This is a genomic window from Nocardia takedensis NBRC 100417 (genome assembly GCF_000308695.1).
GTDB classification, from domain to species: domain Bacteria; phylum Actinomycetota; class Actinomycetes; order Mycobacteriales; family Mycobacteriaceae; genus Nocardia; species Nocardia takedensis.
This window is the reverse complement of record NZ_BAGG01000060.1, coordinates 51,285-74,787: the sequence shown is the minus strand read 5'-3', so window position 1 is coordinate 74,787 and position 23,503 is coordinate 51,285. Positions and strand designations below refer to the sequence as shown.

Here is a 23,503-nt window from a genome sequence, read left to right as displayed (position 1 = left end):
GACGGCGCACGCGGGCGGCGCGGGTCGTCCGACACGCTCCGACACGCCCGGACACACGCGGCGACGCGCCGGGCGTCCGCAGGGCACGCCGACCCAAGGCAATCGCCGGGCAAACTAGCTGGCGCGCACCGCGACTCGGTGTGCTCCACCTCTACCAGTCCCGATCGCGGCGGCCGCGGGCCGGTCGCCGCACGGTCGCGGATTCCGGCCCCGTCGGCAGCGCCGGGGCACACTGGCCGTCATGTCCTCGCATCCCGCGGCCGCCGTCGTGTGCGCGCTGCTGGCCGCGGCGCTGTTCGCGGTCGCGGCGGTCACCCAGCAGCGCGCGGCGGCCGCGGCCCCCGAAGGCGCGGGTTTTCTCGGCGCGCTGGCTCGCGATCCCCGGTGGTGGGCGGGCGTCGTCGGTGACGCGGGCGGCTACGCCATGCAGGTCGCGGCGCTCGCGCTGGGTTCGGTCCTGCTGGTGCAGCCGCTGTTGGTGAGCGCCTTGATCTTCGCGCTGCCGCTCTCCGCACGACTGAACGGACGGCGGATCGGGCCGCGCACCTGGGCGAGCGCCGCCGCGCTGACGGCGGCGCTGGCGGTCTTCCTGCTGGTCGGGGATCCGACCGAGGGGACGGCCACCGCGCGGGCGGACGCTTGGTTCGCGCCGCTGACCTGCCTGCTGCTCGTGCTCGCCGCCGCCGTGGCGCTCGCCCTGCGCTCGGCCGACCCGCGCGTGCGCGCGCTGCTGTTCGGCGTCGTGGGCGGTGCGTTGTTCGGCGTGGCCGCCGCGCTCACCACCGGGGTCACCGACGAGTTCGCCCGCGATGTCGGCGCGACGCTGACCGGGTGGCGATTGTGGGCGCTGATCGTCGCGGGCCTGACGGGTCTGTATCTGCAACAGCGCGCCTACCAGGCGGGTCCGCTCACGGCTTCGCTGCCCGCGGTGACCATCGCCGAACCGCTGGCGGCGGCCCTGATCGGCATCACCGTCCTCGACGAGCGGCTGCGCACCGACGGATGGGGCTACGCGGTGGTGGCCGCCGCGGTGATCGTGATGTGCGCCAACACGATTCGGCTCTCCCTCGACCAGGCCGAGAGCTGAGGCGACCGAGACCGCACGCGGGTACGCCGCCGCCGGAACGCACGGAACGGCGCGCGGCGGGCGACACGCGGTTAGTATCGGTCGAGTGCAGTTTCTCCCTGGACATCAGCCGCCGTACGACCTGACCTACGACGACATCTTCCTGGTCCCCAACCGGACGGATGTCGCCTCCCGATTCGACGTGGACCTGTCGACCACCGACGGGTCCGGCACCACCATCCCGATCGTCGTGGCGAACATGACCGCCGTCGCGGGCAGGCGGATGGCCGAGACGGTCGCCCGCCGGGGCGGGATCGTGGTCCTGCCGCAGGATCTGCCGATCAGCGCGGCCGCCGACACCATCGGGTTCGTCAAGAGCCGTTCGCTGACCGCCGACACCCCGGTCACCCTCGATCCGGAGCGTTCGGTCTCCGAAGCCGTCGCGCTGATGCACAAACGCGCGCACGGCGCGGTGATCGTGGTCGACCAGGGTCGCCCGGTGGGCGTGGTCACCGAGGCGGCCTGCGCGGACGTGGACCGCTTCGCCCGACTCAGCGACGTGGCCGCCGCCGATTTCGTCCAGGCTCCCGTCACCACGTCACCGCGCGAGATCTTCGCGCTGCTCGAAGCGGCGCACGCCCACCTCGCGGTGCTCACCGCGCCGGACGGCACGCTGGCCGGGGTGATCACCAGGACCGGCGCGATCCGTGCGGGCATCTACCAGCCCAACGTCGACGCGCACGACAAACTGCGGATCGCGGCCGCGGTCGGCATCAACGGCGACGTGGCCGACAAGGCCAAGGCGCTGGTCGACGCGGGCGCGGACCTGCTGGTCATCGATACCGCGCACGGTCACCAGACCAAGATGCTCGAGGCGCTGCGCGCGGTGGCCGACCTGGGGCTGGGCGTGCCGCTGGCGGCGGGCAACGTGGTCTCGGCCGCGGGCACCCGCGATCTGGCCGAGGCGGGCGCGACGATCGTCAAGGTCGGCGTGGGCCCCGGCGCGATGTGCACCACCCGGATGATGACCGGGGTGGGCCGCCCGCAGTTCTCCGCGGTCGCCGAATGCGCCGCCGCCGCACGCGGTCTCGGTGTGAGCATCTGGGCCGACGGCGGTGTCCGGCATCCCCGCGACGTGGCGCTGGCACTGGCCGCGGGCGCGGCGAACGTGATGATCGGCTCCTGGTTCGCGGGCACCTACGAATCCCCCGGCGACCTGCGCGTCGACCGCGACGGCAACGCCTACAAGGAGAGCTTCGGCATGGCCTCCAAGCGGGCGGTCGCCGCGCGGACCGCCAGCGACAGCGGTTTCGACCGCGCGCGCAAAGCGCTGTTCGAGGAAGGCATCTCGAGTTCGCGGATGCGCCTCGACCCGGAGCGCCCGGGTGTCGAAGATCTCATCGATCACATCTGCTCGGGTGTGCGCAGCGCGTGCACCTACGCGGGCGCTCGCACGCTCACCGAATTCCACGACCGGGCGGTGCTCGGCGTGCAGTCGGCGGCCGGATTCGCCGAAGGCAGGCCGCTGCCCGGCGGGTGGTGAGCCGAGACGGGACACGGTTGCGCACCGGCCGGGGCGTGTTCGCGCACCGGCCGGTAGCATGACCGTTGCCGGTCCGGTACCGGCGCCGCAACTCCCGCCATGCCGAAAGGAACAAGTTGTCACCCGCGTCCGAGGGCGCCGCACAGGAGGGCTCCTCTATCGAGCCGGGTGACCAACCCGGCGCTCCCCTCCCCGCGGCACTCCCGCCCGATCCCGTCCCTTCCCGCGTCATCGATCCGATCGCGACCGGCGGGTGGTGGTGACCATGTCCGCCCTGCTCACCGTGCTAAGCCTGATCGGTTTCGTCGCCCTGACCGCGGGCACCGCGCTGTTCGTCGCGGCCGAATTCTCCCTGACCGCCCTGGAGCGCAGCACCGTCGAGGCGCACGCCCGCGACGGCGACGCCCCGGCCCGGATGGTCCGCCAGGCGCACCGCACCCTGTCGTTCCAACTGTCCAGCGCCCAGCTCGGCATCACCATCACCACCCTGATCACCGGTTACATCGCCGAACCGGTCCTGGCGCGGTTGATCGCGCCGGTGCTCGACGCGGTCGGGCTCAGCGCGGGCGCCGCGAGCGGCGTCTCACTGGCCTTGGCGCTGGTGATCGCCACCTCGCTGTCGATGATCTACGGCGAGCTGGTCCCGAAGAACATCGCGATCGCCAAGCCGTTGGCCACCGCCCGGTTGACGGCCGGGCCGATGATCGCGTTCTCGATGGTCTTCAAGTGGATGATCCATTTCCTCAACGGCACCGCGAACTGGGTGGTGCGGCGCTTCGGCGTGGAACCCGCCGAGGAGTTGCGCTCGGCGCGCTCACCGCAGGAGCTCGGATCGCTGGTGCGCACCTCCGCGCTGCGCGGCGCGCTCGACCAGCGCACCGCGCAGGTCATGGACCGCTCGCTGCAATTCGGTGAGCGCAGCGCCGAGGAGTTGATGACCCCGAGGGTGAAGATCGAATCGCTGGACCGCGACGACACCATCGCCGATCTCATTGCCGCCGCGGGCCGCACCGGGTACTCCCGATTCCCGGTCATCGACGGCGATCTGGACAACACGGTCGGCGTCGTGCACGTCAAGCAGGCGTTCACCCATCCGGCGAGCGATCGCCGCACGGTGCCGCTGCATCGGATCGCGCGGCCGGTGCCGGTGGTGCCCGCCAGTCTCGACGGCGACGAGGTGCTCGAGCGGGTGCGCGCCGACGGCATGCAGATCGCGCTGGTCGTCGACGAGTACGGCGGCACCGCGGGCATCGTCAGCATGGAGGACCTGATCGAGGAGATCCTCGGCGACGTCCGCGACGAGCACGACGAGGAGGAGCGCGACGTCCGCCGGGTCGGCGACAGCTGGGACTGCTCGGGTCTGCTGCGCATCGACGAGGTGTCGCGCGCCACGGGCTACGACGCGCCCGAGGGCGAGTACGAGACCCTCGGCGGCCTGGTGCTGACCAGGCTGGGTCGCATCCCGGAGCCGGGTGATGAAGTGGTGCTGCCGAATTCGGCCGCCGACCGTTCCTACGACAACGACCGCGGCGGGTGGATCGCCCGCGTGGAGCGCATGGACGGCAGGCGCATCGACCGGGTGCGCCTGATCCCGGTGGACGCGGCGACCCTGCACGCGCGCACCGCGCCGGCCGAGGGCGAACAGGCCGAGGACGAGAAGGCCGAGGTGGCCGACACCGCCGCCGCGGCGGCGAATCACGGGGAGCGCGACCATGGGTGATCTGTTCGGAGTCCTGCTCACGGTCGTGCTGCTGGCGGGCAACGCCTTCTTCGTCGCCGCCGAGTTCGCGCTGATCTCGGCCCGCCGCGACCGGCTCGAAGCGTTGGTCGCGCAGGGCAAACGCAACGCCCGCACGGTGATCAGGGCGGGTGAGAACCTGTCGATGATGCTGGCGGCGGCGCAGTTGGGCATCACGATCTGCTCGATCCTGCTGGGCCGGGTCGGCGAACCCGCGGTGGCGCACCTGTTGGAGAAGCCCTTCGGGCTGCTCGGGGTGCCCGACCAGTTGCTGCACCCGGTGGCCTTCGCCGTCGCGCTGACCATCGTGGTGATCCTGCACATCCTGCTCGGCGAGATGATCCCGAAGAACATCGCGCTGGCGGGCCCGGAGCGCAGCGCGTTGCTGTTGGTCCCGATCCACCTGGCCTGGCTGCGACTGGCCGGGCCGCTCATCGCGCTCTACAACCTGGCCGCGAACCTGTCGCTGCGGATGCTGCGCATCGAGCCCAAGGACGAACTCGAGGGCACGGTGTCGAGCGTTGAACTGGCCGAGATGATCGGCGAATCCCGGTCCGAGGGGCTGCTGGACGAGGAAGAACACCGTCGCCTCACCCAGGCGCTGGGCAGTTCCGACCGCACGGTGGCCGACGTGCTGGTCGCGTTGGCCGACACCAGGTCGGTGCCGTTGCGCGGTAACGGCACCACCCTGGGCGACATCGAGTCGGCGGTCACCGAGACGGGGTTCTCTCGGTTCCCGGTGCAGACCGCCGACGGGTCGCTGGTCGGCTACCTGCACGTCAAGGACGTGCTGGACAAGGTCGCCGACGAGAACGCCGGACCGGAGACCCCGATCCCGCGCACCGACATCCGACCGCTGCCGACCGTGAGCGCGGGCGCCACCCTGTACGAGGCGCTGGCGCGGTTGCGCCGCACCAACAGCCACCTGGGCCGGGTGGTCGACGGGCGCGGAACGACCACCGGCATCGTCGCCCTCGAGGATCTGGTCGAGGAGTTCGTCGGCACGGTCCGCGACGTCACCCACCGGGGCGCCGAATGACCCGCCCGTCTAGGTGAGACAAAGCGCTACCAGGGCGCCTTCCGGCAACCTCGCGCGAGGCTGCGGTCGCCACACCGTCGGCCGGAGCTCGGCGAAATCGGTGCGGAGCCGATCGGCTCGACCCACTTCTCGGGTTTCCCGAAAGATGTTTCGCGGTGGTGGCAGTGGTAAGCCACCACTTCTCGTGCCCCGAGAACCGGAGCCGTTTCTCCTCCACGGCGCGGTAGTACTTTGTCGGGTGTGACGGTGATGTGTTCTGTGGCAACGGTGTTGGGCGAGGATCAGGACATCGAAAACGGGGACGACAAGGACTCGGCCACACCTTCCCCGGCCGTTGGCCACTGGACGGTGGTCCTGACGTGCGTCGCGATCGTCGCGACCGCCTACCTGATCGTCGGACTGCTGCACGAGCGGGAGCCGGAGTTGACGACCGCGCCACCGACCCCCACCGCTTCGGAGCCGCCGCCGGAACCGCCCGAATACTCCTATGTCACTCCGCCGGTGACCTTTCCGACGCGGATCCCGGGTTGTGATGTCGTGGAGCCGCCGCAGCCGGGGCAAGGGTTTGCGATGATGACCGTCGGAACATACCTCCCGGTGACTGGACACTCATCGTCGTCGGCGCCGATTCTCCCGAAAACCTGAGTGCCAGGCTCTCCGAAGCCGCTTGGCGCGATATCGATTCGGTGCCGGTGGGCGGCGATGGCGCGTTGGTACACATGTTCACCTCCGGTACCACGGGCAAGCCCAAGGGCGTGGTGCATCCGGTGCGTTATGCCGCCGGTTGGCAGAGCTACCTGGAATTCGGGCTGGGCGTGGGACCGGACAGCGTGTTCTGGTGTGGCGCCGACCCTGGATGGGCCTACGGGCTCTATGCCGCTCTCGTGGCGCCGCTGGCGGCAGGCGTGCCGACTATCCTGCTGCGCGGCGGATTCTCGGCCGCGGCGACCTGGGCGGTGATGAAAGATCTTGCGGTCACCGACTACTCCGCTGCCCCCACGGTCTATCGCGGCCTGCACGCTTCGGATATCCCTGCGCCGGAGGGCCTCGCACTGCGCCGATTGTCGAGCGCGGGCGAGCCGTTGACACCGGAAGTCAACGACTGGGCGCGGGTAGCGCTCGGACTCGAAATACATGACCATTACGGCCAGACCGAGCTCGGCATGCCCATCGGATTCTTGCATCATCCGCGCCTGCGCCGCCCGTTCTGACTGGAGCGATGGGAACGTCGCTGCCCGGCTGGCAAGTCACCGTCGTGGGTGAGGACAACGAAAAGCCCGTCGCACCCGGGACTACCGGACGCCTCGCTATCGTGGTGGCGGGCAGTCCGTTGATGACCTTCCGCGGCTATGTGGGAGCTCCCGGCACCGACCGATTCTGCGCCGACGGCGCCTACTTCCTGACCGGCGATATCGCCTCGGTCGACACCGAAGGGATCGTCCGGTTCTCCTCCCGCGACGACGACGTCATCATCATGGCCGGTTACCGCATCGGCCCCTTCGACATCGAATCGACGCTGCTGCAACACCCAGCGGTGGAAGAAGTTGCCGCGGTCGCCGGCCCCGACCCGGTGCGCGGTGAGGTCGTCGAGGCGTTCGTGGTCACCGCGCCCGGCACAGCCGTCACCGACGACCTCGTCGCTCAGCTACAGCAATGGGTCAAGAACAACTACGCCGCGCACGCCTACCCGCGCCGCATCCACTTCGTCGATACCCTCCCCAAGACTCCGAGCGGCAAGATCCAGCGCGCGCAGTTGCGCCAGCGCCGCCGTGAGGAATCCGGCCAAGTTGCGGGCACTCGATGACCCAGCCCGCACCGATCCTGCTGACCCGATCCGGTCCGATCCGCACATTGACGCTCAACCGTCCCCGCCGCCGCAACGCCCTGGACCCGGAACTGATCGAGGCTCTCGACACTGCGTTGTCCGAGGCGGAAGACGATGTGCAGACCCGGTGCTTGATTCTCGCCGGCGCCGGCAAGAGTTTCTGCGCCGGTGGGGATCTGCGGTACTTCCTGGACACAGCCGACCGTCCCGGCGGACCGACACCGTTCCTGCGCCGGGTCTCAGCAGTGGTCACCCGACTCGAGACCAGCCGCCTGCCGGTGGTCGCCGCCCTGCACGGCCACGCCGTCGCCGGTGGGCTCGAACTCGCCCTGGCCTGCGATGTGGTAGTCGCGGCCGACACCACACTGATCGGCGACGGACACATCCGCAACAACCTGCTACCGGCCGCAGGTTCGAGCGTGCGGCTACCACGCAAACTCGGAGATTCCACAGCTCGCTGGCTGGCCCTAACCGGAAAGCTGGTCCCGGCCGAACAATTGGCTGCGGCAGGCTGGCTCCACACAGTGGTCCCCGCCGAACAAGTCGCGAGTACCGCGCACCGCGTGGCCTCGGAGCTCGCCGCGGCTTCCGGTCCGGGTCAGGCGGCATTCAAAGCCCTCTTGCATGAGCTGACCACCACGGACGAGGAGCAGGGCTTGGCGCACGAACTGCGCACCTTCGAACAGCACTGGAACACCAACGATGTCCCTGCTTCGCTGACGTCGTTCTTACAACACCGATCGGCGTGATTAGTAGGCCGATGAAGCGCGCATACGACAGGAACGCAGTGTGAACCGATACACCGATCAAGTAGTCCTCGTCAGCGGCGGCGCCCAAGGACTCGGCGCGGCGATGGCCGAGCGATTCGCCGCCGAAGGCGCGTTCGTGGCCCTCGCGGACGTCAACGAGGTCGCCGTTCACGAACTCGCACGACACCTGGAGAAAGAATTCGGCTGCACCTGCCTGAGTCACACGGTCGACGTCACCTCCTCCCAGGAAGTCAGCACCTGGGTCGAGTCCGTAGCCAACACACACGGCCGCATCGACGTCCTCGTCAACAACGCCGGCATCATCCGCGACAACCGCATCGAAGACATCGACGACCACGACTGGCACGCGGTACTCGATGTCTCACTGTCGGGCGCATTCTTCTGCACCCGCGCGGTATTGCCACACATGCGTGAACGCAACTACGGCCGGATCGTGTCGTTCTCCTCGATGAGCTGGCGTGGCAACTTCGGACAGGCCAACTACGTCGCCGCCAAAGCCGGCATCGTCGGACTCACCCGTACCATTGCACTCGAGACCGCCCACCACGGCATCACCGCCAACGCCATCGCCCCCGGCCTCATCGAAACCCCCATGCTCGCCTCCATGAACGCACCCGCCCGCGAGAAACTGATCAACAAAGTGCCACAACGCCGCACCGGACAGCCCAGCGACATCGCCGAAGCCACCGCCTACCTGTGCTCACCGGCCGCAGGATATGTCAGCGGAGTAGTCCTCGACGTCGACGGTGGTCTGGGAATCGGATCCTCCATCCGCTGAGGGCTCACATCGCGCCCCGCGACCGGGACTGTAAATACAACGGTGTAACTCCGAGCAAGGAGTAAGCATCCGATGTCTGATGTGATGGCGGTTGATGTGGCCGATACTGCTGCGGTGGCCAAGCGTAGGGACGCGAAGACGACCGTGGATCCCGAGCTGTTCGGGCAGTTGGTGGACCAGGCCCGCTTGGTGCAGCAGCCCCCTTCATATTGGGCGAGTTGTTGTCGGAGTGCGGCCGTAGTGGTCGGGTCGAGCGCGTCAAATGAGGGTGTCGATGGTGTGCTGGTCGAGGTGGCCTTACAGTGCGGCCGCGATGTCGTGAGTACAGCGGATCTGTACGGCCCGGTGCGGTTCGAACCGTCGACTTATCTGGTGGGCAGGCGATTCGAGCTGCGCCAACCTCGTAGAGATCATGGCATCGTGCTTCGGTCGCGAATTCCGGTGGCGCTGCCTGCCCACCTTCGACACGACCAGACCGACTGGGGTCTGGACCAGCATTGGCCGCGCTGGGCGCCGAACACCTCCGCGGTCGCGATCATCGACGCGGTCACCGTGCGCCATACCCGCCCGGTCGCCGGACCGAATCCGACCGCGGCGCGCGCGACCGGCGTCGATGCCACGGCCGAGTTCCGCGACTACCTTCTGACGCACGGAATCTGCGATCTGACCCACTCGGTCCACCCCTCCCACTGCATGGTGAGCAGGGGGGAACTGTTCCGGCTCGATGCCGTGGGCGCTTTCGCCCTCCGTACGCGCGAGCGGACGAACAGCGCCGAATCCTCGGGACACGCCGTGCATGTCGCCGCCACCCACCTGCCCGCGACGGCCGCGATGATCTCCGACGGATCGCCGGACGATGGTGTGGCCGGATGCGGGACATCGCCGGGGGACGGCCGATTCGGCGAGACGTACGCCGTTCGAAAGCAATGCGATCGGTGTCGGCGGCGTCCGATAGGGTGGCCGAGTCTCGGGTAATCGTCACACTTCGGGTTCGTGAGAGCCTCCCCGGTGCGACCAGTTCAGGGAGGGCCACACGCGAGCCGATGCACGTCGAGGACAATCGTTTCGACCCCGCCGGACCTCGGTCTCCGTTTCTCTGGCTGAAGGTCACCGATCCTGACATGGTCGTTCCTGTCCCGCCGCCGGGCACCGACATCCGAGTACTGCTGCCCTCGGGAGATCGCTTCGCCAGACTGCGGGACGAACTGCGCGCGGAAGGCATTCCGTTCCGGGACGTGAACTATCTACTGGAGCAGGAAATCATCGGCAATCTGACGGTGCCGGGCGCCACGACCGCCACCATCGGCGCGCAGAACGCGCCGTCTCACCGGGCGCGTCCGCTCGCGGGTGCGGCCGCCGAGGCGGCGCGCGACGGCTTCGAGTACATGTGGCACAACCATCTCACCGATCACGCAGCCACCGAGCCGCCCGTACCGGTCGGAGAACTGGTGCCCGCCGACTGGATTCGATTCCTCCCGCACGCCGAGATGAATCCCGCGCAGGCGCAGGCCGTTCCACATATTCTCGGCGACGACGATCACCTGCTCGTCATCGCGCCGACCGGTGCGGGCAAAACCGTGATCGGGATGGTCGCCGTGCTCCGCACGCTTCTGGAGCAGGGGAAGAAGGCCGCCTGGCTCGTCCCGCAGCGTTCGCTCACCGAAGAATTGCTGCGCGAACTCGACAGCTGGCGGCATCGTGGGCTGGCGGTGGAACGGCTGACCGGCGAGTATCGGGTCGACGCCGAACGGATCCGTGCCGCCGACCTCTGGGTGACGACGACCGAGAAATTCGAGGCCATCTCCCGCACGTCCTCGCTTCGCGAGGCGCTCACCGACGTCGGATGCCTGGTGGTCGACGAAATCCACATGCTCGGGGATACCACGCGCGGCTCTTTCCTGGAGGCGATCCTGGCCCGGGTCCTCGGAGCCGACCGGCCGCCCCGGATCGTCGGACTGTCCGCCACGGTCGCCAACGCCGATCAGCTCGCGGCCTGGCTCCGGGCTCGCGCGATACACGTCGCCTGGCGTCCCACACGCCAGATCTGGCAACTGCCGACGGTCGCGAACAGCAGCGACTGGAGTCTGGTCGAGGGAGCCAAAGCGCGCCTCACCACGAAGATCGTCGCCATGGTGACCGGCGACAACGGCAGCGTCCTCGTCTTCTGCGGCAGCAAGCGCAACGTGCGGCGCACCGCATTGATGATCGCCGCCAACCGGGGTGCCGACGTCTTCGGCGTCGACCTCGACGACGCGGACGAGGTGCACCGCGTGTGCCGGGCTTTCGGAGTGGGCCTGCACTACAAGGGCTGGGAGCACAGACAGGACGCCGAAACAGCCTTCCGGACGCGGGAATCGGATGTGCTGGTCGCCACGTCGACGGTCGCCGCCGGGGTGAATCTGCCCGCGCGGGCCGTCGTCGTCCAGGACACCGAGGTCGGACTGAAGGGCATCGATGTAGCGACGGTCCAGCAGATGTTCGGCCGGGCGGGCCGCCTTGGCGCGGGTGAACGGGACGGCTGGGCCTTCCTCCTGGTCGACGAATCGGAACGGACGGTGTGGCAACGCCGACTGCTGGCCGGATTCCGGGTGAACTCGCAGATCCGCGCGAACCTGTCCGAGCACCTCTTGGCGGAGGTGGTGCAGGACCGCATCCATTCGGTCGACGACGCCGAGCGCTGGCACGAGAACACCTTGTTCCACCACCAGGGCAATCGCGAGAGCACGCTGGTGCACGGGTCGATCACCGAACTGCGGGCCGGCGATTTCCTCACGACTCACCGGACCGGCGCCCAGCCGACCGAACTGTCCACCACCGAACTCGGAGTCCTGACGGCACGGTTGATGGTGTCGCCGCGCATCAGCGGTGATCTGCGCGACGCGCTGGCCGATTCCCCGATCCCCGAATCGCCCGAAGAGGCCGAACAACTGCTCATCGAGACGCTCGCGCTGCGTATTCCGAAACTCTCCCGGGCCGCGATCAGTGAGGACATCAAACCGCGCGCGGTCGCGGTACGCGCGGCGCTGGGACGCGTCGACCGAACGCCGGAGCCCGAGTTCGCATCGTCGGCCGCCTACGCATGTGGCGATTTGGCCCGCGCGGCACTGTTCATCGCGGCCAACGCCCCTGACGCGTTCCGGCGCGACGCTCGGGTCATCCACGGGATTCCCTACGCGACAATGTATCCGGTGCTCGCTGAAGCACCGCGCTACCTGCACTGGCTCGGATGCCAGGGATACCTCGGCACCGTCCATCCGTGGATCGCCGTGGTGGCCGCCGATCTGGGGCGACGGATCCGCTGGCGGCGCTGCAATCCCACGCGCGGGGCGGGCAGACTGCTGTGGATGTGCGAGCAGATGGCCACCTCCGTGCAGGCCGAGGACGTCCTACCGGTGCTGTGGCGGGCGGCGACCGCCCGAGGCATCACCCACCCCGACTGGACCGAGACCGGGCGTCCACAGCACTGCCGACTCGATCCGTCCGGTTACGCCACGCTGCTGCACGACCGGGCCACCGACGCCGTGCTCACCATCGACGACGACAGCGCGAACCTGACGTGTTCGTCCACCGCGATGTTCACCGCCTGGGCCGGATCCAGCTACGCGACCGCACCCGTGACGCGGGGACGCGCGCGCATACCCGCGGCCCCGAACCGGCTTCGAGGGGCGGCGGTCTTCACACGGCGTGGCGACTATCGGGCCACCGGGTGGCTCGCGCACTACAACGACTTCGGGCACGAACCGTCAGGAGCACCGGCGCAACTCGCGCAGGCGCCGTCAATCGGCACCGAGTCCGCCACGGGATCCTCTCGACGCTGATTCTCGACGCCGGGCGGGATGGCTCGTACCGCGCAGTCGCGATCGCCGAGACTCCACAATCGCATCGTCCTGTCACCGCCGGATCCGTTCAGGCCGCCGTGGATTCGAGGACGGCCGCGGTCGTCGTTCCGCCGAGGCCGTGGGCCAGGAGGAGGATATATCGCCAATCGACCCGCTCGACATTGACCAAATGGTCCAACCCGACGAAGGGGTCCGCTGGTCCCGATACCGTCGTCCAGGTTCAATTCATTTGACCCGATCGGACGGCCCGAGTCCAACAATTGACGTAACCGGGCCACAACTGACTGTTGTGAAAGGAGCAGGGTTGGAACTGGATCTCGGCGCGGTCCGAGCCTTCCTCGTCATCGCCGATCACCAGCACTTCGGTGAGGCGGCCGACCAGTTGGGGATATCACAGCAGGCGGTCTCCAAACGAATCGCGAAACTGGAGGCCGCGCTGGGCACGACGCTGGTGCACCGATCCCGACACGGCCGCGGCCTGACCGAGGACGGCGCGGCCTTCCTTCCCCATGCCCGGTCTCTCATGGCGCTGGCCGATCAGGCCGCCGCGTCGATACGGGGCCGCAACCGACCGCTGCGGGTCGACGTACTGGGTACTCGTCTGGCGGCCACCGAGCTGGTCAGAGCCTTCCACGAGACCCATCACGACGTGGAGATCGACATCGTGACCTCCCGGGGGCTGCGCAGCGGTCGCGCCGCCCTCGTGGACGGAACGATCGACGTCGCCTTCGCGCGGGTCGTCGGCGCCCTCGACCCCGCCATCGATCACCGGCCCGCCTACCTCGAACCCCTGCACATCCTCGTGGGCCCGGGTCACCGCTTGGCCGACCGACGTCGGATCCGGCTCGTCGACCTGGCGGATTCGATCGCACGGATGCCCGGCAACGAGCCGGGCAGTGAATGGGCGCAATACTACGACGATCTGACCACGGACTTCGGACTGACCATGGACACCGGCGGCCCGAACTTCGGACTGGACCACATGCTCGACGAGATCGCCGGGTCATCGGACCGCTACATGTTCTCCGGCCAGCGGTTGCGGGTGCCCTGGCATCCAGACATCCGCCGGATCCCGATCGTCGAGCCGACACCCGGCTATCCGCACTCCATGCTGTGGCACCGACGCAACCGCCATCCCGCTCTGTCGCGGCTCATCCGCCACATCGCCGCCGACTTCGAGCCGTTCGATCCCGACCGGCACTGGCTCCCGCCGACCGAGATCAACGCGGGGCGATGGGGGCGACCCGACTGACGGAGAACAGGCTCAGGGAACCAGTCCGACCAGTGCGGCACTGTCGCGCCACAGTCGCTCGCGGCGTTCGGGATCGGTAGTGTGCCATGCGGTTTCGACCGGGGTGCGGTCCACGTAGAAGCGGCCGGACACGCCCGCCGTGAGAAGACCGCGCTGTATTGGTCGGAGGATCTGCGATTCGTGGCGCCGCGGAGCCACGCGAAGGCGGGTTGGCGCACCGGCGTCGATGACTTCATGGCCTACGTGCAAGGCATGTTGGAGGCGTCCGGCGGCACCTGGAGCATGCGGGCGGTGACGTTGTTGATCAACACCGAATTCGGCGTTCGCGTCCCCGTTCCGCCGCCCATTCTCGGGCAGCGGCACGGGGACATTCGACCGAAGACGAGGGCTGAATCACCAGCCCTCGGACAGACGCGCCCGGGGTGCGGCGGCGCGACACCCCCGCCAGCTTTCACAACCAATAGTTGTCGCGGAGAGTGTGTCGATTGTTTGACCGCCGATCGACTGCTCGGCTCGAATAGGTCGATCCGAACCCGAGCCGCGTCTGGAGGCGTCCGTTGTCCTCGTTCGTTCACCTGCACGTCCACACCGAATACTCGATGTTGGACGGCGCGGCGAAGATCAAGCCGCTCTTCGAGGAAGCCGGGCGACTCGGGATGACCGCGGTGGGCATGACCGACCACGGAAACATGTTCGGCGCGGACGAGTTCTACCAAGTCGCCACGAAGATGGGGATCAAGCCCATCATCGGCATCGAGGCCTACGTCGCCCCTGGCAGCCGACTGCACAAGAAACCCGTCTTCTGGGGGCAGGCCAACCAACGCGGCTCGAACGGCGAGGGAGTCGGCGGTGATGTGTCGGGTGGTGGGGCGTATACCCACATGACGATGTTGGCGCGGGACGCGCGCGGGCTTCGCAACCTCTTCGAGTTGTCCTCCAAGGCGAGCATGGAGGGGTACTACCGCAAACCCCGGATGGATCGCGAGCTGATCGCCGCGCACTCCGAGGGCATCATCGCGACCACCGGATGTCCTTCCGGCGAAGTGCAGACACGCCTTCGGCTCGGCCAACGGGATGCCGCGTTCCAAGCCGCGGCGGACTACCGCGACATCTTCGGCAAGGACAATTTCTTCGTCGAAGTGATGGACCACGGTCTGCCCATCGAACGTTCCGTGCGCGAAGGACTGCTCGAGATCAGCGCACGACTCGGCATTCCCCCCCTGGCCACCAACGATTCCCACTATGTCACGAAAGACCAGGGTGACGCGCACGCGGCGCTGCTCTGCGTGCAGGCGGGAAAAACGCTCAGCGATCCGACCCGCTTCAAGTTCGACGGCAACGGCTACTATCTCCAATCCGCCGAGGAGATGCGCGGATACTGGGACAGCGAGGTTCCGGGAGCAGCCGACAACACACTGCTGATCGCCGAACGGGTCGAGTCCTACGCCGAGGTGTGGAACCACACCGATCGGATGCCGATCTTCGATGCGCCCGAGGGGCACGACGTCACCTCGTGGTTCCGCGAGCAGGTGCTGCGCGGTCTCGAATGGCGTCTCCCCGGGGGAGTGCCCGACGCGTACACGGCTCGCGCCGAGTTCGAGATCGAGATCATCGTGGAAAAGGGATTTCCCGCCTACTTCCTCATCACCGCGGATCTGATGGATCATGCGCGCAAGCAGGGGATCCGGGTCGGCCCCGGACGCGGCTCGGCCGCGGGATCACTCGTGTCCTACGCACTGGGCATCACCAATCTCGACCCGATCGAGCACGGTCTGCTGTTCGAACGCTTCCTCAACCCGGAGCGCACATCCATGCCCGACATCGATATGGATTTCGATGATCGCCGCCGCGGCGAGATGGTGCGCTACGCGACGGAGAAATACGGCAGCGACCGTATCGCACAGGTCATCACCTTCGGCAAGATCAAGACCAAAGCCGCGATCAAGGATGCCGCGCGCGTTCACTACGGACAGCCCGGATTCGCGATCGCCGACCGGATCTCCAAGGCTCTTCCCCCGCCCGTCGCGGCCAAGGACATTCCGCTGTCCGGCATCGTCGATCCGCAGCACGAGCGGTATCCCGAGGCCGCCGAGGTCCGCGCACTGGTCGAAACGGACACAGATGTCGCGACGATCTTCGAGACGGCCCGCGGCTTGGAGGGATTGATCCGCAACGCGGGCGTGCACGCCTGCGCGGTGATCATGTCCTCCCAGCCGCTGGTGGAGGTGATCCCGCTGTGGCAACGCGAGGACGGCTCGATCATCACCGGATGGGACTATCCGTCCTGCGAGGCGATCGGCCTGCTGAAGATGGACTTCCTGGGGTTGCGCAACCTCACTGTCATAGGCGACGCGATCGACAACATCGAGGCCAATCGCGGTGAGACGATAGATCTCGACTCACTGGCGACGACGGATCCGAAGACCTACGAATTGCTGGGACGCGGCGAGAGTCTCGGGGTATTCCAGCTCGACGGCAACGCCATGCGCGATCTGCTCCGACGGCTCGGGCCGACCGGATTCGAAGACATCATCGCCGTCAACGCGCTGTACCGCCCCGGCCCGATGGCAATGAACACCCACAACAACTACGCCGATCGGAAGAACGATCGACAGCCGATCGAACCGATCCACGCCGAGTTGGCAGAACCGCTGCGGGACATTCTCGCCGAGACCTTCGGCCTCGTCGTTTACCAAGAACAGATCATGCAGATCGCCCAGCGGGTAGCCGGCTTCTCGATGGGCCGAGCCGACGTGCTGCGCCGAGCGATGGGCAAGAAGAAGCTCGAGGTCCTGGAGAAGGAGTTCGAGGGCTTCCGGGCCGGCATGCGGGACAACGGCTTCTCCGACGAAGCCGTGCAGGCCCTGTGGGATACCGTTCTGCCGTTCGCCGGCTACGCGTTCAACAAGTCGCACGCCGCGGGCTACGCGTTGGTCGGGTACTGGACCGCCTACCTCAAGGCCAACTACCAGGCCGAATACATGGCAGCGCTACTGACCTCGGTGGGTGACAACAAGGACAAGTCCGCCATCTACCTCGCCGAATGCCGCCAACTGGGACTGCGGGTCCTGCCACCGGATGTCAACGAGTCCTCGTTGCGTTTCTCCGCTGTCGGCAACGACATCCGCTTCGGACTCGGCGGAATACGCAACATCGGCGTCAACGTCGTCGAATCGATCATCCAGACCCGCACGAACAAGGGAAAATACACATCGTTCGCCGACTTCATCGAGAAGTCGGAGCTGGTCTGCTGCAACAAACGCGTACTCGAATCGCTCGTCAAGGCGGGCGCATTCGACTCCTTCGGTCATCCACGCAGGGTTCTGATCGGCATTCACGAGCAAGCAGTCGACGCCGTCACCAGCCTGAAACGCCAGGAGGCGATCGGGCAGTTCGACCTGTTCGGGTTCGGCAATACCGCGGACGAATCACCGAGTGAAAGCTCGCCGCTGAGTCATCTGAGTTTCGACGGACAGGAGTGGCCTCGCAAGGAATTGCTCGGACTCGAACGAGAAATGCTCGGACTCTACGTCTCCGGACATCCCCTCGACGGGACCAGCCATATTCTGCGCAAGGCGGCGCCCACACCGATCGCAGCCCTGTTGGCCAATCCTCCGCGCGAGGGGAATATCGTCATCGCCGGCATGATCGCGTCCCTGGAACGTCGAGTGAACAAGAAGGGCGAAAGCTGGGCCATCACGGTGATCGAGGATCTGGACGCTTCGGTCGAGGTTCTCTTCTTTCCCAAGAGCTACGCCATGTTCGCCACGGAACTGGTGGTGGATGCCGCGGTCGCCGTCGAAGGACGCGTCAATTGGCGCGAAGAGAAGATGGCCATTTTCGGCTCCCATCTCGCCACGTTGGATGTGGGTTCCGCCGAACACGGTGAAACACCGCCGTTGATACTGGAAATCAACGCTCAGAACACCGATCGCGACAGCGTTCTCGAACTCAAAGCCGCGCTGGCCTCCCATCCAGGGGCAACGCCGGTCCGACTTGTTCTGTGCTACCGGGACCGGCGCACCGATCTCGCCGTGAACGACTACCCGGTCACCCTCAACTCGGCCATACTCGGCGAGTTGCGAGCCATCCGGGGTGTCAAGATATCGTCCCAGTAGGCGCCGTTTCTGTTGTTCATGATTCCCGCGACTCTTCTGACAGTCCCGCCAGAATCCCCTCCTCGAGCTGCGCGAACAGGATCTCCATCAACCACTGTCCGAGCAGCCGCGCCAGCACAGAAAACTCCGGTTCACTTCCCACATGTTCGGAACCGAAGAAGTCGAGAAGCGCCGACGCGGCCGGATTCGCCGCATCACAACGAGCGCACAGTCCTACCGTTCGAAATCCCAGAACCTCGACACCGTCCGCACGATGGAACGACCGCGGTACCCGCACCGACAACATCAAGGAATCTGCACACCGATGACACAGAATTTCGCCGACTTCCTCATCCTCGGTCGATGTCACCACACAACCTTCCGTCATCGGTTCGAGCAGGGTTGACCGGATGATTGGACTCGATCTCGTACCTTGTTGTCCAACAACGACACCCGCCATCCCCCAACCCCCGGTTGTGGCCGATCCGAACGAAACAAGGATGTCCCGATGAGGCAAGATTCCACAGTCTCAGAATTCTCCCGCACGTCGCTTGCATTGACACAGATCGACGACGTACGGCGTCAACTCCTCGACACAGCAGCCTTCAGAAAAACCATCACTTCAGACCAGCTGGAGCATCTCGCCGCCAAGCTCGCCAGAAGTCTGCGGGTTCTTGCCGAGGAAATGCGTTGAGAGCACCCTCAGGTTCGGTTGCTCAGCCGTCGCCAGCGGTTGAGTGCGGCCGCGAGGCCGAGGAAACCGTGCGCCACATCGCCGATCTCTACCCCGGCCGAGCCAAAACCGATGCCCGCGACGCCCACATCATCGCCGACGCGGCCCGCATCATGCCCCACACCCTGCGCCGAGTCGACCTCGGAGACGAAACCCTGACCGAGTTCGGTGTCCTGGTCGGGTTCCATGACGACCTCGCCGGCGAGGCCACCCGCACCAGCAACCGCATCCGCGGCTTGCTGACCAGTGTCCATCCCGCCATCGAACGTGTCCTGGGCCCCCGCGTCGCCCACCCAGCGGTGCCGGAAATCCCTCGCGCGAGATAGCGTTTGAGGCAGCGCAGGATCTCAGGAGTGGTCTTGCCGTCGTGTTTGCGGCGCGCGGCATAGGTTTTGGTGTCCTCGTGATACGCAGTCGAACGACGACCACGGTGTGTAGTGCCTGGTCGGCCTGGCGGTCTCCGCCGCGGTGAAGTCGGTGGCGGGTGGTCTTGCCCGAGGACGCCGGGATCGGGGCGACACCACACAGGCGAGCGAACGCGGCTTCGGTGGTGAGCCTGTCGGGATTGTCACCGATCGAAATCAGCAGTGCCGCACCGGTATCGGGTCCGAGCCCGAATACCGCCATCGTGCTAGGCGCGACGTGGGCGAGTAGATCGTCGAGCTGCTTTTTCAGTTCGGCGGCGTGGATCTGCGAGTCCAGGACGCGTCGGGCCAGTGAACGCAGGGCGAGTTCGGTTGCCGCGGTCGGGTCGGTGAGCCTGCCGGGAGCGGGGTCGAAGCCGGCGCAGGTGGCGAGCAGTCGTGCTCGTGTGAGCGAACGCAGTCGTGAGCGCAGCTCTTCGGGGCTGGTGGTGATCAGGGATCGCAGGGCGTTGAGTGAGGCGGTGATGGCTTTGATGGCGCTGTTGCGGGCGACGCGCAGCGCGCGGACGGCTTCGATGGCGCCGTCGCGGTTCTTGGGTGCGGTTGTCTGGGAGCCGTCCAGGAGTTGGCGGGCGGCGGCGTAGGCGTCGATGGTGTCGGTTTTGCCCTGGGCTCGGCGTAGTCGCCGGTTCGGGCGGGGGACCTCGGCGATGTCGTGGCCGTGTCGTCGTAGGTGCCGGGGCCAGGTCGACGCCGTCGGATCCGGTTCCCTCGATGCCGATCCGGACCACCGTGCCGATCGTTTGCAGCCACTGCTCGATCTGCGCATAGCCGGTTGCGGTGGTGGGGAATTCGCGGTCCGTCAGTTTCTTGCCGTGTTCGTTGACGACTGCGACGTGGTGGGTGTCGGCGTGGGTGTCGACGCCGACGAAGATCGGTCGTTCGGGGATGGATGTGTCCAACGTGAGATCGTCCTTTTCGGTCGTGGTGCGTGTCGGACGAACCGGGGTTGGCCAGGCCAGTCACGGGACGGCGCGCTCGGCGCGGCATGCTCCTATCAGGTCACAACCCCCACTCGGCCAGGTGGTTGCGCGGGGAGCGGGTTGCATCACCGGCGCGGACGGATCGACGGGTCCTGCGAAAGACACACATCTCGCGCGGTCAGGAAAACTTCCGAGTCAGGTCCGTCCGGCCCCGGTGACACTCCGGAATCTTCTCGACCACTGGGGTGATCAGGAAAATGGTGAGTCAGATCTCGGCTCAGCCGGTAGTACAACCCGCACTGATCATGACTGGAAAATGGTGAGCCCAGCGGCCAGCCGCCGCGTCGTGGACATGCTCAAAGAAGTGATGGGTATGTCGGAACGGTTCGCGTGCAGGGTCATTGGGCTCAACCGGTCGACCTATCGTCGGCTTCCCGCCGCGCAGACCCCAGCGGATCCCGACGCCGCCCCGCGGGCGTGGCTGCGCTCATACGCGGTCAAGCACCAGGGCCACGGGTAATGAACGCGGTTGCCAGGCCACGAGCGATTGATGTCCTCTGCCTGCATTTTCTGACAGCGCTCAGATGCTTACCGAATCGTTGCTGGTAGCCGACCCGTTGGTGGGGTTGAATAGCGGACGGGTACGTCGACTTCCGGAGAGGATCGGAAGAGACGAGGTAGCCCGTCATGTCCGGATATTCTCCGACACCCCCGCCGTCGCGAGCACCCCGCGCGAACTCCGTCCCGGCCGCCGATCCCAGCGCGGACGCGAGTCGGCACGAGCTCTGGCTCAGCACCGGCCAGGTCGCCGAACGGCTGCAGATTCCCGCGAAGACCTTGACCGCCTGGGCCGCAGCCGGGCGCGGCCCACGCTTCGCGCGAATGGGCCGCCATCGCCGCTACCGACTCAGCGATCTGCTCGTTTGGGAACAACAGCAACTCGACGACGGCGGCGGCACACGCTGACCGACGCCCGCCTCGGTCGGCGTCGCTGTCCTGGCACCTGGACCCCGCACGTCGACCTATCCACGCCGTCGAACGGGTCCCTCGCAACGCGGGACGCGACCGACCCGTCGTAGCCGTGCCTGCAGACCACCCCTGATCGGCGACGCGCGTCAGCAGGCAGCGCCCGTGCACCCAAATCCGACCGAACGGGTTGAAGCCCGCCTACCTGGGAGTATTGATGCCGCATCCACCACTTGCCATCGGCACCTACGGCTCGATCAACACCAAGAGACAGAAGAACGGCAGTTGGCGGGCGAGCACTCGCTTTCGCGACGGCGACGGCATCACACGGCCCGTGCAGGCGATGGGACCGACGAAACCCCGTGCTGTTGCCGCGCTGAAGAAGCGTCTCACGGAGCGTCGTCACGCTTCCAGGCCAGGTGCGGACCTCACTCTGGACACCAAACTCTCCGACCTGGCCGATCTGTGGCTCGCCGAACTCGAGTTCGAGAACCGCGCCACACCACAAACGATCGACTACTACCGGAGTCATATCCACGTTGCGCGCAAACGGGGCCGGGAGGACACCGTCAAGATCAACACATCCCTGGGCGGACTACACATCCGCGAGGCCACAACGCAGCGCCTGGACGCCTACCTCAAGGAAGTGGCACGCACATGGCCTTCGAAGGCGCGGGCACACCGGGTTGTCCTCACCGGCATGATGGGGTTGGCCGTTCGCCACGACGTCATCCGTCACAACCCGGTACTGAACGTAGCCCGTCTTCCGCGCAACACTCAGCGACCACGAGCCGCCGACCTCCCGACCCTCCACGCCCTGCGGGAGCAGCTCGAGACCTGGGTGTCTGGCAGTGACACTCCGGGGACTCTCGCGCGCACCCGCGGTCGCCCCCGGTCCCGGATCGTTCTCGATGTCGCCGACGTTCTTCTGGGCACGGGCGCCCGAATCGGCGAAGCTCTCGCGATTCGATGGCAGGACCTCGACCTGGAGGCAGACGTGCCCCGCGTAACGATCCGCGGGACCATCGTCCGAATAACAAATCAGGATGGGGTACTGAGGCCGATCCGCCAAGAGTGGACGAAGACGCAAGCAGGCTACCGCTCCGTCGTACTCCCCCGGTTCGTCGTCGAGGCACTCCGACGCCGTGAAACCGTGGCTGTGGACAACGCGCTCGACCTGGTGTTCACCACCCGCAGCGGGACCATCTACGACCCACACAACTTCCGCCGCAGCTGGCGCTCCGCCCGAGGCACCAAGTTCGACTGGGTCACCCCGAAAACCTTCAGGAAAACCGTCGCCACGCTAATCGCGCACGAATACGGGCCCGGTCACGCCGCACACCAACTCGGCCACGCCGACGACGGCACCACCGCCAAGCGTCACTACATCGACACACCACACGAGGTCGCCGACTTCACCGGCCTGCTCAACCGAACGCGCTCAACTCGTGTCGAAAGCGTGTCAGAAGTCGAAAATCAGCGTCGACGGAGCCGGACCGAACCATGATCGAGGCACCTGGTTCAGGCGGATCCAGCGACCCGGATCCGATGCGGGAGAATAGCGGGGTGAGCGCGCACGACCGCCCGGACAACGCTCTCGACCTGCGGGTATTTCCCGCTGTCGAGTGGCGTTCGCGGGCGCGGGCACACGCCGCCCGCGTGGACGACCTCGTCGGCCCATACCTCAAACGGCGGGCGGAGGGGGCAGCCCACCCTGTCATCGATTTCCTCTTCACCTACTACTGCCACAAGCCGTCGCAGTTGCGGCGCTGGCATCCCGGGTTCGGGGTCGCGCTGGCGGATGCGCGCGACTACGTCGGCGCGCGCGGATACCGGACGCTGCCCGCGGGTGACGCGGTCACCGCCGATCCCGCGCACCTGGCGCGGCGGCGCGACACGGTGGAGTTCGTCGCGGAGTTGTTGCGCGCCACCGCCGCCCGGCCCGCCCAGTTGTCGTGCTTCGGGCTGCACGAGTGGGCCATGGTGTACCGGACCGACGAGGTCCGGCACCGGCAGGTCCCGCTGCGACTGGGCGGGGCGGGCACCGACGCGGTGGTGGAGTCGATGTCGTTGCGCTGCACGCATTTCGACGCGTTCCGGTTCTTCACCCCGGAGGCGGTGGGCCGCAACGCGGTCCCGCTGACCCGCGCCGACCAGGTCGGCAGTGAGCAGCCGGGCTGCCTGCACGCGAATATGGACCTGTACAAGTGGGGCTTCAAACTGACCCCGCTGGTGTCCGCGGATCTGGTGCTGGCCTGTTTCGAGTTGGCCTGCGCCGCGCGGGAACTCGACATGCGGGCCAGCCCGTACGATCTGGTCGACTTCGGCTACGAACCGGTCCGGATCGAGACGCCCGCCGGACGCGCCGAGTACGCCCGCGCCCAGGCGGCGTTGGCCGAGCGGGCCGCCGGGCTGCGCCGGGAATTGCTCGCGGCCTGCACGGCGCTGCTCGAGGTCGACACCACGACGGTCGACACCACGGCGTACTAGACGACGGCGGTCGACACCG

The 23,503-nt window shown here is 67.1% G+C and carries 18 protein-coding genes and 3 pseudogenes; 18 read left to right on the top strand and 3 right to left on the bottom strand.

What is annotated here, in order from left to right:
• The first annotated feature begins 241 nt into the window (after positions 1 to 241).
• The 13 genes from ON30_RS12350 to dnaE all read left to right on the top strand — a co-directional run bounded on the left by ON30_RS12350 (position 242) and on the right by dnaE (position 17,968).
• Positions 242 to 1,087, top strand: a complete 846-nt coding sequence (locus tag ON30_RS12350; RefSeq protein WP_040706743.1) for a DMT family transporter — start codon at positions 242 to 244, stop codon at positions 1,085 to 1,087.
• Between the two features lie 85 nt (positions 1,088 to 1,172).
• Positions 1,173 to 2,609 (top strand): GuaB1 family IMP dehydrogenase-related protein, encoded by a 1,437-nt coding sequence (locus ON30_RS12345; RefSeq protein WP_040706741.1) that lies wholly within the window; start codon positions 1,173 to 1,175, stop codon positions 2,607 to 2,609.
• 265 nt (positions 2,610 to 2,874) lie between these two features.
• Positions 2,875 to 4,329, top strand: coding sequence for a hemolysin family protein (locus tag ON30_RS12340; protein ID WP_083911336.1), 1,455 nt, complete (start codon positions 2,875 to 2,877; stop codon positions 4,327 to 4,329).
• A complete protein-coding gene (locus ON30_RS12335) occupies positions 4,322 to 5,386 on the top strand; it encodes a hemolysin family protein (protein WP_040706740.1) in 1,065 nt (354 codons plus the stop codon). The genes ON30_RS12340 and ON30_RS12335 overlap by 8 nt, the downstream gene beginning before the upstream one ends.
• Positions 5,387 to 5,644: 258 nt before the next feature.
• The gene (locus ON30_RS12330; protein WP_157183710.1) at positions 5,645 to 6,031 is read left to right on the top strand and encodes a hypothetical protein; all 387 of its coding nucleotides are present in this window, start codon (positions 5,645 to 5,647) and stop codon (positions 6,029 to 6,031) included.
• Positions 5,974 to 6,597 carry an AMP-binding protein gene (locus ON30_RS41005; RefSeq protein WP_306307368.1) on the top strand — a complete coding sequence of 208 codons (624 nt, stop codon included), beginning with the start codon at positions 5,974 to 5,976 and terminating at the stop codon, positions 6,595 to 6,597. The genes ON30_RS12330 and ON30_RS41005 overlap by 58 nt, the downstream gene beginning before the upstream one ends.
• A gap of 8 nt (positions 6,598 to 6,605) precedes the next feature.
• Positions 6,606 to 7,190: an AMP-binding enzyme gene (locus ON30_RS41710; protein WP_281004719.1), complete on the top strand. Its 585-nt coding sequence runs from the start codon at positions 6,606 to 6,608 to the stop codon at positions 7,188 to 7,190.
• Positions 7,187 to 7,960, top strand: coding sequence for an enoyl-CoA hydratase/isomerase family protein (locus ON30_RS12320; protein WP_040706736.1), 774 nt, complete (start codon positions 7,187 to 7,189; stop codon positions 7,958 to 7,960). The genes ON30_RS41710 and ON30_RS12320 overlap by 4 nt, the downstream gene beginning before the upstream one ends.
• 40 nt (positions 7,961 to 8,000) lie before the next feature.
• Positions 8,001 to 8,759 (top strand): SDR family NAD(P)-dependent oxidoreductase, encoded by a 759-nt coding sequence (locus ON30_RS12315; protein WP_040706735.1) that lies wholly within the window; start codon positions 8,001 to 8,003, stop codon positions 8,757 to 8,759.
• A 72-nt stretch (positions 8,760 to 8,831) separates the two neighbouring features.
• Complete coding sequence (locus ON30_RS39070) at positions 8,832 to 9,734, top strand: hypothetical protein (protein ID WP_157183709.1); 903 nt, start codon at positions 8,832 to 8,834, stop codon at positions 9,732 to 9,734.
• A 146-nt stretch (positions 9,735 to 9,880) separates the two neighbouring features.
• The gene (locus ON30_RS12305; RefSeq protein WP_218006254.1) at positions 9,881 to 12,577 is read left to right on the top strand and encodes a DEAD/DEAH box helicase; all 2,697 of its coding nucleotides are present in this window, start codon (positions 9,881 to 9,883) and stop codon (positions 12,575 to 12,577) included.
• A gap of 325 nt (positions 12,578 to 12,902) precedes the next feature.
• Positions 12,903 to 13,850 (top strand): LysR family transcriptional regulator, encoded by a 948-nt coding sequence (locus tag ON30_RS12300; protein ID WP_040706732.1) that lies wholly within the window; start codon positions 12,903 to 12,905, stop codon positions 13,848 to 13,850.
• Positions 13,851 to 14,407: 557 nt separating this feature from the next.
• On the top strand, positions 14,408 to 17,968 hold the full coding sequence (dnaE, locus tag ON30_RS12295; protein ID WP_040706730.1) for a DNA polymerase III subunit alpha: 3,561 nt from the start codon (positions 14,408 to 14,410) through the stop codon (positions 17,966 to 17,968).
• 16 nt (positions 17,969 to 17,984) lie between these two features.
• Here the strand turns inward: dnaE and ON30_RS39060 are convergent, their stop codons facing one another.
• Entirely contained in the window at positions 17,985 to 18,317 is a 333-nt protein-coding gene (locus tag ON30_RS39060; protein WP_157183707.1) for a DUF6300 family protein, read from the bottom strand.
• 138 nt (positions 18,318 to 18,455) lie between these two features.
• On the opposite strand from ON30_RS39060, the gene ON30_RS40095 reads away from it, so the two are divergent.
• A complete protein-coding gene (locus ON30_RS40095; RefSeq protein ID WP_169334904.1) occupies positions 18,456 to 18,641 on the top strand; it encodes a DUF6374 family protein in 186 nt (61 codons plus the stop codon).
• 68 nt (positions 18,642 to 18,709) lie between these two features.
• Positions 18,710 to 18,991 (top strand): annotated as a pseudogene (locus ON30_RS12285) (IS110 family transposase); the annotation flags it as partial.
• A gap of 151 nt (positions 18,992 to 19,142) precedes the next feature.
• Here ON30_RS12285 and ON30_RS37325 read toward each other — a convergent pair.
• Together ON30_RS37325 and ON30_RS41705 are read right to left on the bottom strand one after the other, a co-directional pair.
• Positions 19,143 to 19,874, bottom strand: a pseudogene (locus ON30_RS37325) (transposase); the annotation flags it as partial.
• Positions 19,855 to 20,007, bottom strand: a pseudogene (locus ON30_RS41705) (IS110 family transposase); the annotation flags it as partial. The pseudogenes ON30_RS37325 and ON30_RS41705, both read right to left, overlap by 20 nt.
• A 708-nt stretch (positions 20,008 to 20,715) precedes the next feature.
• Here ON30_RS41705 and ON30_RS12270 point away from each other — a divergent pair.
• The 3 genes from ON30_RS12270 (at position 20,716) to ON30_RS12260 (ending at position 23,484) form a co-directional block, all read left to right on the top strand.
• Positions 20,716 to 20,994, top strand: a complete 279-nt coding sequence (locus ON30_RS12270) for a helix-turn-helix domain-containing protein (protein WP_051029225.1) — start codon at positions 20,716 to 20,718, stop codon at positions 20,992 to 20,994.
• A 217-nt stretch (positions 20,995 to 21,211) separates the two neighbouring features.
• Entirely contained in the window at positions 21,212 to 22,501 is a 1,290-nt protein-coding gene (locus ON30_RS12265; protein ID WP_040706724.1) for a tyrosine-type recombinase/integrase, read from the top strand.
• Between the two features lie 41 nt (positions 22,502 to 22,542).
• Positions 22,543 to 23,484: a 3-methyladenine DNA glycosylase gene (locus ON30_RS12260; protein ID WP_245554012.1), complete on the top strand. Its 942-nt coding sequence runs from the start codon at positions 22,543 to 22,545 to the stop codon at positions 23,482 to 23,484.
• The last annotated feature ends 19 nt before the right edge of the window (positions 23,485 to 23,503 follow it).